Origin of the sequence: Thalassotalea castellviae (genome assembly GCF_031846185.1) — a bacterium.
GTDB classification, from domain to species: domain Bacteria; phylum Pseudomonadota; class Gammaproteobacteria; order Enterobacterales; family Alteromonadaceae; genus Thalassotalea_H; species Thalassotalea_H castellviae.
Map to the genome: position 1 here is coordinate 377502 of NZ_JAVRIF010000001.1, position 12386 is coordinate 389887.

General features: G+C 36.6%; 14 protein-coding genes. 4 read left to right on the plus strand and 10 right to left on the minus strand.

The features are described from left to right. The first annotated feature begins 7 nt into the window (after window positions 1–7). The 3 genes from ppnN (at window position 8) to RM573_RS01670 (ending at window position 2743) form a co-directional block, all read left to right on the plus strand. Entirely contained in the window at window positions 8–1357 is a 1350-nt protein-coding gene (gene ppnN, locus RM573_RS01660) for a nucleotide 5'-monophosphate nucleosidase PpnN (protein ID WP_311576242.1), read from the plus strand. After that, a complete protein-coding gene (gene xni / locus RM573_RS01665) occupies window positions 1358–2170 on the plus strand; it encodes a flap endonuclease Xni (RefSeq protein WP_311576245.1) in 813 nt (270 codons plus the stop codon). A gap of 126 nt (window positions 2171–2296) precedes the next feature. Further along, a complete protein-coding gene (locus RM573_RS01670) occupies window positions 2297–2743 on the plus strand; it encodes a DUF3192 domain-containing protein (RefSeq protein ID WP_311576248.1) in 447 nt (148 codons plus the stop codon). 112 nt (window positions 2744–2855) lie between these two features. On the opposite strand, the gene rlmM is transcribed toward RM573_RS01670, so the two are convergent. The 4 genes from rlmM to RM573_RS01690 are packed head-to-tail and all read right to left on the minus strand — an operon-like array spanning window position 2856 to window position 6005. After that, window positions 2856–3992 (minus strand): 23S rRNA (cytidine(2498)-2'-O)-methyltransferase RlmM, encoded by a 1137-nt coding sequence (rlmM, locus tag RM573_RS01675; RefSeq protein WP_311576251.1) that lies wholly within the window; start codon window positions 3990–3992, stop codon window positions 2856–2858. Continuing rightward, a complete protein-coding gene (locus RM573_RS01680; protein ID WP_311576254.1) occupies window positions 3989–4375 on the minus strand; it encodes a DUF423 domain-containing protein in 387 nt (128 codons plus the stop codon). The genes rlmM and RM573_RS01680 overlap by 4 nt, the downstream gene beginning before the upstream one ends. Window positions 4376–4429: 54 nt before the next feature. Further along, window positions 4430–5110: an alpha/beta family hydrolase gene (locus RM573_RS01685; protein WP_311576256.1), complete on the minus strand. Its 681-nt coding sequence runs from the start codon at window positions 5108–5110 to the stop codon at window positions 4430–4432. Beyond that, a complete protein-coding gene (locus tag RM573_RS01690) occupies window positions 5100–6005 on the minus strand; it encodes a transcriptional regulator GcvA (RefSeq protein ID WP_311576259.1) in 906 nt (301 codons plus the stop codon). The genes RM573_RS01685 and RM573_RS01690 overlap by 11 nt, the downstream gene beginning before the upstream one ends. Before the next feature lie 296 nt (window positions 6006–6301). Here RM573_RS01690 and RM573_RS01695 point away from each other — a divergent pair, with 296 nt between their 5' ends. Further along, window positions 6302–6589 (plus strand): hypothetical protein, encoded by a 288-nt coding sequence (locus RM573_RS01695; RefSeq protein ID WP_311576262.1) that lies wholly within the window; start codon window positions 6302–6304, stop codon window positions 6587–6589. 217 nt (window positions 6590–6806) lie between these two features. On the opposite strand, the gene kdsA is transcribed toward RM573_RS01695, so the two are convergent. From kdsA to prfA, 6 genes are all read right to left on the minus strand, one after another. Next, window positions 6807–7649, minus strand: a complete 843-nt coding sequence (kdsA, locus tag RM573_RS01700; RefSeq protein WP_311576265.1) for a 3-deoxy-8-phosphooctulonate synthase — start codon at window positions 7647–7649, stop codon at window positions 6807–6809. Window positions 7650–7681: 32 nt separating this feature from the next. After that, entirely contained in the window at window positions 7682–8956 is a 1275-nt protein-coding gene (locus RM573_RS01705; protein WP_311576267.1) for a DUF819 family protein, read from the minus strand. Between the two features lie 109 nt (window positions 8957–9065). Further along, entirely contained in the window at window positions 9066–9851 is a 786-nt protein-coding gene (locus tag RM573_RS01710; RefSeq protein ID WP_311576270.1) for a tetratricopeptide repeat protein, read from the minus strand. A gap of 113 nt (window positions 9852–9964) precedes the next feature. Next, the gene (locus tag RM573_RS01715; RefSeq protein ID WP_311576273.1) at window positions 9965–10327 is read right to left on the minus strand and encodes a SirB2 family protein; all 363 of its coding nucleotides are present in this window, start codon (window positions 10325–10327) and stop codon (window positions 9965–9967) included. Window positions 10328–10361: 34 nt separating this feature from the next. Next, window positions 10362–11225 (minus strand): peptide chain release factor N(5)-glutamine methyltransferase, encoded by an 864-nt coding sequence (gene prmC, locus RM573_RS01720; RefSeq protein ID WP_311577407.1) that lies wholly within the window; start codon window positions 11223–11225, stop codon window positions 10362–10364. 19 nt (window positions 11226–11244) lie between these two features. After that, the gene (gene prfA / locus RM573_RS01725) at window positions 11245–12333 is read right to left on the minus strand and encodes a peptide chain release factor 1 (protein WP_311576276.1); all 1089 of its coding nucleotides are present in this window, start codon (window positions 12331–12333) and stop codon (window positions 11245–11247) included. Window positions 12334–12386: the final 53 nt, after the last annotated feature.

Sequence of the window (12386 nt, forward strand, 5' to 3'; positions counted from 1 at the left end):
GTAATAAATGCATACACATTTAGACCCAGTTGGGAATATGAAGTTACTTTCTCCTATTGAAGTAGCACAACTTCAACAATCGGCATCAAGTAAGTTATATAACCTCTATAGAAATTGTTCCCTCGCAGTGCTAAATTCTGGTAGCCACACTGACAACGCAGAAGTTATTTACCAGAAATTTCAAGATTTTAATATCGAAGTATTACGCCGTGAACGCGGGGCAAAAATTTCACTTGAAAACCCTCCTGAACATGCCTTTGTTGATGGAAAGATAATTCTTGGCATTCAAGAACATTTATCCGCAGTATTAAGAGATATTTTATTTACCAGCCAACGATATAAAAATATATCACCTGACAACGAAAACATTACTCATATCACCTTTGATATATTAAGAAATGCTAATGTCATTATCCCTGACAGCGAGCCAAATTTAGTTACCTGTTGGGGCGGTCATTCTATCAATCAAACTGAATATCGTTATACCAAAGAAGTGGGTTATCAATTAGGGCTTCGTGGCTTTAATATATGTACAGGATGTGGGCCTGGAGCCATGAAAGGCCCAATGAAAGGTGCGACAATTGGCCATGCAAAGCAACGCAATAATCATGGCAGATATATAGGGTTAACCGAGCCAAGCATCATAGCTGCAGAGCCACCTAATCCTATTGTTAATGAATTAGTGATTATGCCTGATATCGAAAAACGTCTTGAAGCTTTTGTGCGAATATCTCATGGCATTATTATTTTTCCAGGGGGTGCAGGTACGGCAGAAGAGTTACTTTACATTTTAGGCATTATGCTTAACTCAAAAAATCAAGATCAAAAACTCCCTATTATCTTAACCGGCCCTGCCTCAAGTGCCGCCTACTTTGAAAAAATAGATGCGTTTATTGGTGCAACCTTAGGCGAAAAAGCACAAAATTTATATCAAATTATTGTCGATGATGCGGAAAACGTCGCTAAAAGCATGAAATCAGGATTGAACGACGTACTCTCTCATCGCAAGCAAACTGGCGATGCTTATCACTTTAACTGGTCTCTAGTGATTGAAAATGACTTTCAACAACCATTTGAGCCAACACATAAAAATATGGCTAAAAATAAAATCAGTTATGATTTGGATATTGCTACCTTAGCAGCAAATTTACGACGAGTATTCTCCGGTATCGTTGCGGGTAACGTGAAATCAGATGGCATCAAAGAAATCAGAGAGCATGGCCCTTTTCAAATCACCGGAGATAGTCGTATTATGTCGTTAATGGATGAGCTACTTAATTCCTTTGTTGAGCAACAACGGATGAAATTACCGGGTACTGAATATATTCCGTGCTATCAAGTCATTAGGGAAAAATAAATGTCAGTACATGTAGTATTAATTGACGCTTTAAATTTAATTAGGCGAATTTATGCGGTACAGGAACGTCCTTTTTTAATGAACAATGAGTTAGCAGACAATACTAAACAACAAGTCTTATTTAACACTCAGCAAGCTTGTAGCCAAGCACTAAGTAAAATACTTGAATTACAACAGCCCACTCATGCTCTTGCAGTTTTTGACAGTATAAAACCTTGTTGGCGATACGCTCTTTATCCTGATTATAAAAAAGGTAGAAAGAAGATGCCTGCGCATTTAGCGGATAAATTAATCGATATCCAAGATGCATTTATGGAGCAAAATGTTGACTCATTAATTTCAGAAGAAGATGAAGCTGATGATTTAATTGCCACTTTAGCAATAAAGGTTGCACTTCGCGGACAAAAAGTGACCATTATTTCAACAGATAAGTGTTTTCTTTCATTATTGAATCAAAACATAGAAGTATACGATTACTTTAATCGTCGATATCTCGACCATCACTACGTCAAAGAAAAGTTTGATGTACGAGCCGACCAATTATTAGATTTATGGACCTTAACGGGGGACTCTACTAATAAAATTCCTGGGGTCGCGGGAATTGGCCAAGTGATCGCGTCAACCTTATTAAACCAATACGGTTCATTAAATGCGATTTTAGTCGCCAATGATTTGAAAAGTAGCATTAATGAAAAGCTCAAAAAACATACCGAACAAATTGAATTAAGTAAAAAACTGCTTCAATTAAAACAAGACATCCCTTTAGGGTTTAATTTAAAAGACATTCGATTAACCGAAATGAGCCATAGTTAAAAGCAACGGCTGTTTTCACAAAAATAAGTAAATAACAGCTTTAATCGTTAAAAACTTCCAATCATTTTCGCATATCGTTATGCTATACAAAATTTTTACATTGAATCCGCTCATTTAAAGGTTAACATGAACAAAAAAGTCATTTCGCGCATCTTATTAGCATTAGCTGCATACGGCGTATTTGTCGTACTTGTAGTAAGTTTTTATGATGACAGCCCAGCGAATATGCAGTGGGAAGATAGGGAAGCCTATAACAGACAATTTATTAGTAAATTAAAGTTAGGCGAATTCACCTTTGACCAAGCACTTGAAAAGCTAGGAAGTCCAGATATTACTGAAGCGAAAAAATCGAAAGACACTAACTATCAAGTCTTATTTTATCGTACTCAACATGTAAAATCAGATGGAATAACAACGCAAGATGAATGTACCTACTTGTTGTTTGTTAATGACCAACTTGCAGAGTACGCAAAAGCCGAGCATTACAAAGGGTTGGATGACGTTATCACCGAATATTCGATTAAGCACTCATTAGAAAGCCAAGTAAAACATTTAGACAGTATTGCCAATTAACCTGTTTAGCACGGGTAAATATTGTAAACAAACTTATACAATCGAAACAAAAAAAGAGCAATACATTGCTCTTTTTTTGTGTTCACAATTCTCAATAGAAGAGAGTGGTTTGCTACCTTTGATTGTCTCGGTGCACTTTATATTTTACTAATAAAGTAATTTCATCACGATCATAATACAGATGTTTTGCTTCGTAATAACAATTAGGTAACGCATCTTTTAATTTATCGAGTAGCCCTTTTACAGTATCGTATTTTTTTGCCATCGGCAGTTTTAAATTAACAATAGCTTCGCGACAATAACCTTGAGTAAACCAATGAATAATTAGATCAACCACGCGCTGTGGCTTTTCAATCATATCGCATACAAGCCAATCAACCGGTGTTTGATCAGGAATATTCACTTTTTCACGCTTTTTAGTTTCACGCACTAACCAGTAAATTTCATGTTTAATAGGCTCATATTTAAAACCGTCAACCATGCGATGCTTAACTTGTCCTGTTTCCATCAAAGACTCTGCCATCGGGCCATTATCAATAGATGTTACCATCATGCCTCGACGTACAAGTTGATAGGTCCAACCGCCAGGTGCCGCGCCTAAATCAACGGCTTTCATACCAGAGCACAAACGATATTCTCTTTCTTCTTTAGGAATAAAATATAAAAATGCTTCATCTAATTTCAGTGTTGAACGACTTGGAGAAGCGCTTGGAAATTTTAATCGAGGGATCCCCATCACATGAGGCGAAGTATTGTTACCTAGCGAATAGCCTAAGATCACTTCGGTACCACTGAAAAAAAGGGCATGTAAAACGGCACCTTCATGTTGATTTTTTTCCGTGAGAACTTTTTTCTTTCTAAGGGCTTGTCTTAACGGAACGGCTAATTTTCGACAAAACTTAGATAACGCTTTACCGTCATTGGTATCAGGTGTTTCCATTCTTAAATCAGCATATTGCCATTCACTGCCAAGCTCCTCAACAATAGCTTCTACTCTATTATAATCAGGTAGTGCTATTTTATCGGTTAAGGTAACAAACCACTGACGCGTAAAGATAAGGCGCTTTAGTGGTAGCTTTGCCATTATTTTTTCACCATCTTCTGGATTATTAAGATGATAAAAAACAATCCCTTCGTTTTTAGCTATCTGTAAATAACCAAAGGCTTCAAGCCAAGCTGCTTTTTCTTGAATTTCAGCACCACACTCTTTTTCAAAGCCGGGTCTGCAATATAAAACTATTGATGTCATGATTTTTCTTTACCTAAAAAAGCTAAACTTAACCAACCTAACGCTAATGTTATTCCTCCAAGGGGCGCAAAACCACCGAGACTTAACATGCCAGTATAGGTTTTCAAATATAAACTGCCACTAAAGAGTATTATCCCTAAAATAAATAAAATCGCCGAAATAAATAAAGTACGAGATTGGCTATTTCGATAAGCTAAACCAACAACCAGTAATGCAAGTGTATGAATAACTTGATATTGATGTGCCGTTATTAAACGAACTTTATCTATTTCATTGATATGTTGACCCGCATGAGCTAGCCAAGCGCCGAATAATACAGAAAAACACCCACTAAGGGCAGTAAATACTAAAAATACTTTAACAAAGACGTGCTTGCTTTTCATTTTAGAGGCCTTATTTATTATTAACAATTCTAAGAGAGTAACTAGTTATTGGCTTTAGCTGTGTTCGTTGATAAATGTTTGTATAAGTTGTACTGCAGATTGAAGGTGTTGTTGATGAGTGTAACCAGACTTCACTCTTGGTTTTAAATCATGGTCTCCATCAGCTAAAAAAGCAACCTGACACAATGAAGACATTTGATACCGCTCTATTTCTTGTTTATTGCCTAATGCATCTCTTTCACCTTGGACAATTAAAATAGGTGATTTGGTATTTTGCAATGGCTCTAAACGTAATTTTTCCGGTTTTTTTTGCGGATGAAAAGGATAACCTAAACAAATGACGCCTTTTACTTTAACTAATTTATCTTCAACTAATGTTGCTGCAACCCTTCCGCCCATTGATTTACCTGCAAGAAATAACGGTAAAGAGCTATCAACATGAGATAATACTGTTTTTAAGCAATTTAACAATTTTGGTATTCTCTCTGGTGGATAGCGTTTATCCTCTTTTAACCGCTTATCCATATAACCAAAATTAAACCGTAAGACATTAATCTTTTGAGCATTTAATAACTCAGTCATGGTTTGCATAAAATCAGATGATTTATCGGCACCAGCACCATGAGCGAATACAACCAAGGCAATGGCACCATTCACGTTATTTTCTACCACAGAAATATCAGGTAAATTTTCGCCAGTGACATTTACAAAGTTTTTTTCTGTTTTATGCATCATTCCATTCTTCTTCTTGGGCAACCGTATCAAGCACCCATTCTCTAAAAGCAGCTATTTTACCTACATCGACCTGATGTTCTCGACAAACTAAATAAAACGAATCTTTACTAATAAGCGTATGCGAAACAGGCTTAACTAATCGCCCAGCATCAAGATCAGGTTTAGCTAAAATACTTTGTGCTAACGCTATTCCCTGGCCGTAAACAGCAGCTTGTACCACCATCGCTGAATGACTAAAAATAGGTCCATGATTAACATTGGTCCCTTTTACGCCAACATCTTTAAACCAACGTTTCCAGTCTCGTCGAGAGGTATCATGTAAAAGAGTATGATTGGTTAAATCATGAATTGTGTTTAACGGTTTATTCCCTTCTAATAATAAAGGCGAACATACCGGTATTAAATATTCGGTATGTAACTTATCGACATGAACGCCTGGCCAACGTCCTCGTCCATGATAAATAGCAATATCAACATCTTCTGTTAATGAATTATCGGCTTGATCAACGGCTTTGATTCTTACATCAACATCAGGATTTAATAAATTAAAAGTGTTTAATCGAGGAACCAGCCATTGAATTGCAAAACTTGGCTGTAAACTGACAGTAATTGCACCTTTCGCTCCACGCGCTAATAATTTTTCAGTCGCTTCATGGAGTAAATTGAATACATTTTTGATATCAGAATAATATGATTGCCCTTCTTCAGTTAATAAAAGCGCACGATTTTTTCGCATGAATAACTTTAAGGCTAAATGTTCTTCCAAAGATTTAATTTGATGACTAATTGCCGCTTGAGTAACAAATAACTCTTCAGCTGCACGAGTAAAACTCAATTGTCTTGCAGAAGCCTCAAACGCCCTTAAAGCATTGAGTGGAGGTAAACGAACAGCCATGACATCACCTATTATAATAGTTAAATATGACATTTTTTTGAATAAAAACTCTATTCAAAAAATAAAAACCAATTAGCATTAGTTTTTCTAATGAATGGCATTATAAAATGTCATTTTATTTATTACCAGTATTAACTTATCATTTACTCATAGATGAAGGACACCATCTTTATCCTACCATGAGATAAGCATGAGTAGCTGGGCAAGAATGTTTACCTAAAGAAAACATTAGACCACGAGAGAAAAGGTCCTAAAACATCTATATGGATATTTGACGTTTTATACAGGTGACTACAATGAAATTACTTACACAACTCTCTACCGTTTTAACCCTAGCATTAGCAACCACAGTTGCAAATGCCAACACAACCAACGTAACCACAACTGAATTAGTGAAAGCACAACCAATTAATGCTGCAGAATTGATCAATACTGTGGAGTTAAACCTTGTTCAATCTATGGAACAATTAAAAATTACGTTCGTGAATGATACCGTTAATAATCAAAAGTTATTGATTACACAGGCAAAGTCTGACAGCAATACTAAAGGCTACACAACTAAGCTTTCTTTAGCGGCTGAATAAAGCCAGATTAACAGTTTTAGGTTTAAATTCATTCCCAACTGAATTTAACCTTAGTTAAGCGTTAAAAGCTTCTCTAGGGCGATTGACGTGATAAACCACATGAGGTTCTTTAGTTTGATGGCTTAGTAATCTTTTGCGGTTAAAAAAATGCTCGCGCATAAATATTTAAGGGTGCTTATGCACCCTTTTTCTTTGCCTATACGCTTTTAATAAAACACTATTGAGTGATCAAAGCAGGAAAGCTTTTAACCAGGTCGTCCACCGCTTTCATCTGTTCTAAATACGGCAATAATTTATCTAAAGGTAATGCACAAGGGCCATCACATTTGGCAACAGTAGGATCAGGATGCGCTTCAATAAACAAGCCAGCAATGCCTAATGCCATTCCACTTCTTGCTAATTGCGCAGCTTGAGCTCGACGACCATCAGCAGAATCTGCTCGGCCGCCAGGCTTTTGCAAGGCATGAGTAGCATCAAAAATGACGGGGGCATACGACTTCATTTCTTCCATGGCTAACATATCTACCACTAAGTTGTTGTAACCAAAACAGCTGCCTCGTTCACATAAAATAATTTTATCATTTCCAGCTTCGCCGAACTTGTTAATAATATGACGCATTTCATGAGCTGCTAAAAACTGCGGTTTTTTCACGTTAATAATGGCATTGGTTTTTGCCATCGCAACAACGAGATCCGTTTGACGTGCAAGAAATGCCGGCAACTGAATCACATCAACAACATCAGCAACGGGCTGAGCTTGATACGGTTCGTGAACATCTGTAATGACAGGAACATTAAAGGTTGATTTGATTTCTTCAAAAATCTTTAAACCTTCATCTAAGCCTGGTCCTCGGTATGAATGCACCGAAGATCGATTTGCTTTATCAAAAGAGGCTTTAAAAACATATGGGATGTTTAATTTCTCAGTGACTTCAACATAATGTTCAGCAATTTTCATCGCTAAATCACGGGATTCTAGAACATTCATGCCACCAAAAAGTGTAAAAGGCTGATCATTACCTATCGTAATATCATCAAGTTTAATCTGAGAAATACTCATTTTTGTTCCTAACTATTATTTCTATTAATTTTTTAGCCAATGGCCTGCAAAATTTGACCACACAACCATGCCATATATGTTCCTATGGTATAGCCTAATACGGCCAATAAAACCCCTACTGGCGCTAAAGAGGGATGAAAGGCAGAAGCAACAATTGGAGCAGAGGCCGCACCGCCAACATTAGCTTGGCTGCCTACCGCCATGTAAAATAAAGGCGCTTTAATTACCTTAGCGACGATCAACATCAACGAAGCATGAATAACCATCCAAATAGCCCCAATGATGAAATAAATCGGTGCATCAAGGATCATAGTTACATCCATTTTCATACCAATAGTGGCAATAAGAATATATAAAAATGCCGAACCAACTTTAGAAGCACCTACTCCTTCAAGTTCACGAGCTTTGGTAAATGACAATGCAATACCGACAGTACTGGCAAAAACTATCATCCAAAAAAACTTACTATGAAAACTAAATTTAGCTAAGCCTGGAAAGTTTTCAATAAAATATGGCGTAATATTATCGGCAAATAAATGTGCAAAACCAGTGACACCTAGACCAACAGCAACAATAATCATGATATCTGAAAGCGTCGCAATTCGACCATGTTTAGCATGAAACTGTTCAACTTTTTCTTTTAAATCAACAATCGCACTAGTGTCAGCACCGGTTTTTTTATCGATATTGCTGGCATTTGCCGACATAACAAGTAACACCGCCATCCATAAATTAGCAACAATGACGTCAACCGTTACCATGGCAGAGAAAATTTGATCCCCTGCACCATAAATTTCTTTCATGGCGGCTTGGTTTGCACTACCACCTATCCAACTTCCAGCTACGGTTGTCATTCCACGCCATACGGCTTCTGGACCTGAAACACCTAATAATTCAGGAGCAATACTTGAGACAATTAATAAAGCTATTGGCCCGCCAATAACAATCCCTATCGTACCGGTTAAAAAAAGTATGACGGCTTTATTACCTAATCTGGCAATCGCTTTTAAATCAACGCTAATAGTTAATAATACTAAACAAGCCGGTAGTAAGTATCGTGAGGCTACATAATAAAGTTGAGATGACTCCCCATCAATAATGCCAAAGGTATTTAATAGTGAAGGAAGGAAATAACATAATAAAACGGCAGGCACAAAACGATAAAAGTTTTTCCAAAAGGGTGACTTACTGTGAGCGGTATAGAATACCAGTCCAAGCATAATAGTGATAATACCGAGCACGGTGGCATCATTGGTTAAAAGTGGGGTGTGTTCAACCACTTCAGGTGTAGACGATAACGCAAACATACTTTCTCCCAAAATTGTTTGTCTAATTTTTATATGATTGTTTTAATTATATTTTTTATTTTGAACAATAACTCGTTAATTATTTAACCTTCTCTTATGACAGACATCATTAGTGTAACACGGTATCTGAAATCGTAATTTTATCTAACTGTAATTTCAATAATTGAGCGGCCGGATCTTGCGGGCACTCTTTGACAAAAAATTGGTAATCATCATACGCCACTTTAAAGCAATCTAATTGATGAAGTAAAAAACCTCTATCTCTTCGCTCAAAAGGATCATCAGGTCTAAGTGCTAGCAACAAATCTACGCACTTTAACGCTTTATCAAATTGCACTTCTCTAATTAATGAATTTTTTAGTGAAGTCAAATACTCGACTAAAATACTCTTTACTTCCATTGGTGCTAAAAAGGTTTGAGTTGGATCCCCGTCCAATTCACCTAAACGATCATCTAACTGTTGCCAATTTAATGATTCGCCACTGACAGGCTCAAAAATAATAGAATAAATGTCATCACAAATTATACGAACCATCACTTTCTCTGGCACAAAGACAATTTCTGCCTCCATATCACACGCATTAACAATCGCTTGAACGATAGCGGCTTTAAGGACAGGAGCCATCAACTTATATTCAACTGCTGATGAAATCTTTTGAGCAACAACCGGCCAAACATTTCGTTCGTTATCAAGAAAAAGTTGGCTAACATAAAGCTCATTGATTAAACACTCCGCTTTTTCCATCGGCTCTTCAATATCAATAATCGCCAAACGACAAGCTTCAATAACCTCATGTAACATTTTCTCAAAGCTTGGTGTTTCTGAAAAAATATATTCTTCAACCAATGCAAATGACGATAATAAATTTCTTTGTTCTGAGTTGAGCTCAGACATCAACAAATCATTCATTTATAACAACTAAAACCTTATTACTTTGTTTCTTCTAAGATATGGGGTAAAAATCATTTTTAAAGTCAGATGGTATTAAAATGGCCTCAAAAAGTAATTTAGAAAAATACCGTTTCTTTTGACATCGCAAGTCTTGCGACTAATAAAATCCAACCCATCGCGCCTAAGTAGCCAATAACTTGCATCATTCTATTTCTAGCAAGTTTTAACGTGTAATAACCGGTAAAAATGTAAGCAAGTACTGCAATTAATTTTTCGCCAAGCCATAGTTGCTCAAATGGGTTTAACGCTAATTTTATCATCATAGCAACGCCTAAACCTAATAACAGAGTATCAATAATGTGCGGCGCTATTTTCACCCACTTTTTATTTAACTGCGCAGAGTCAGCCAAAGTCCAATAAAAGCGTAATGTAAATAACAGCACGCTAATTAACGCAATCGTCATATGTAAATGTTTCATGTTTTATCCTTTGTTATTCTTCTTGTTTATATAATTATTGATGGGACTTATAACATGCGTATGTCACACGTTCATTACCGTTATAATCTTTTACCGTTTCTATTTCACTAAAACCATTTTGCAAAAATAATTCATGTATTTTCTTCGCTTGTTTAAAACCGTGCTCAAAATACAGGAATGCATTATCGTTTAAAAAAGCGATTGAATTTTTGATAATATGTTCAATATCAGCAAAACCTTGATCTTCAGCAACAAGCGCACTTTTCGGCTCAAATCTTACATCACCTTGCGCAAGATGTTCATCTAATTCATCAATATAAGGAGGATTACTCACAATCAGGTCAAATCTTTTTTCATTGGTTACATTAGAAAACCAATCACTTTGAAAGATTTTAACCCTAGATAACCCCAAATGTTGTGCGTTTGATTTTGCTAACGCTACCGCTTCATTTTGAAAATCTACCGCATCAATTTGCCAATTTTCACGCTCAGACGCTAAAGCAAGTGCGATAGCTCCTGTTCCTGTGCCTAAATCTAAGCAATGAAGCATTGGATCCGTATGATTATTTAATACAGTTTCCACTAAGACTTCGGTATCAGGTCGAGGAATAAGTGTTGATGGAGCAACCTGAAATTTGAGTGACCAAAATTCTTTATAGCCAAGAATATATGCAATTGGTTTGCCTGCTCTTCGCTGTTCAAATAAAGTGACGAATTGTTGAAATTCTTGCAGCGATAACTGTTTATCAGGCCAAGTCAGCAAATAACTTAATGGTTTATTAATAACATGACTTATCAACAATCTGACATCGAGTTTGGCACTATCAGACAATGGCGCTAATACTTGTGCGCCATTCTTTACTAATAGAAAAATAGAGTCGGAAGCAGAAAAAGGCATATCGATAAAATTAAATAAATTAATTTTGTTCTGCAAGCGCCGCTAATAAATCCGCCTGATTTTCTTGTAAGATTGGCTCTAAAACCAGTTGTAAATTACCTTCTACTACTTCATTTAAGCGGTATAAAGTTAAATTAATACGGTGATCTGTCATACGACCTTGCGGATAATTATAAGTGCGAATTCGTTCTGAACGATCTCCACTTGCCACTAAATTTCGGCGAGAAGATTCTTCTTCACTACGGCGTTTTTCATCTTCCGCTTGTTGTAAACGGGCTTGTAAAACCGACATCGCTTGTGCACGGTTTTTATGTTGTGAACGCTGATCTTGACACTCAACCACCACACCCGTTGGAATATGCGTAATACGAATTGCTGAATCAGTTTTATTAACATGCTGTCCACCAGCACCTGAGGCTCGGAAAGTATCTACTTTTAAGTCAGCTTTATTAATTTCAATCGCTTCAGACTCAGGAATTTCAGGCATGACAACCACTGTACAAGCTGAAGTATGAACACGACCTTGAGATTCAGTTTCTGGTACACGTTGTACACGGTGGCCACCCGATTCAAATTTCATTTGACCGTAAACACCTTCACCGTTGATCTTAAAAATAACTTCTTTAAAACCGCCCTGCTCACTTTCGCTAAGGTTCATCACCTCAATTTTCCAGCCTTGTTTTTCACAATAACGGGTATACATACGATATAAATCACCCGTAAAGATAGCCGCTTCGTCACCACCTGCTCCAGCACGTATTTCAACGAAACAGTTATTGTCATCATTTGGATCTCGAGGCAATAAAAGAATTTGTAATTGATCTGAAATTTCTTCAACGGCCTTTTTAGCTTCTTTAAACTCTTCTTGTGCCATTTCACGCATATCAGGATCGTCATCTTTTAGCATTTCTTCTGCCGTGGCAAAATCATTTTCTGCTTCTTGATACTGATTAAAAACACTTGTTACTTCTTCTAAGCGTTTAAATTCCTTAGAAAGCGCTAAAAACTTTTCTTGGTTAGCGATAGTATCGGGATCTGATAACAAGGCTTGAACTTCTTCAAAACGTTCAACTAAACCTTCAAGCTTTTGATAAACTGATTTATTCATTAAATATTCTTTTATTTGCTATAAATGAGTGAAATTCCATTCGAAAGTATAAC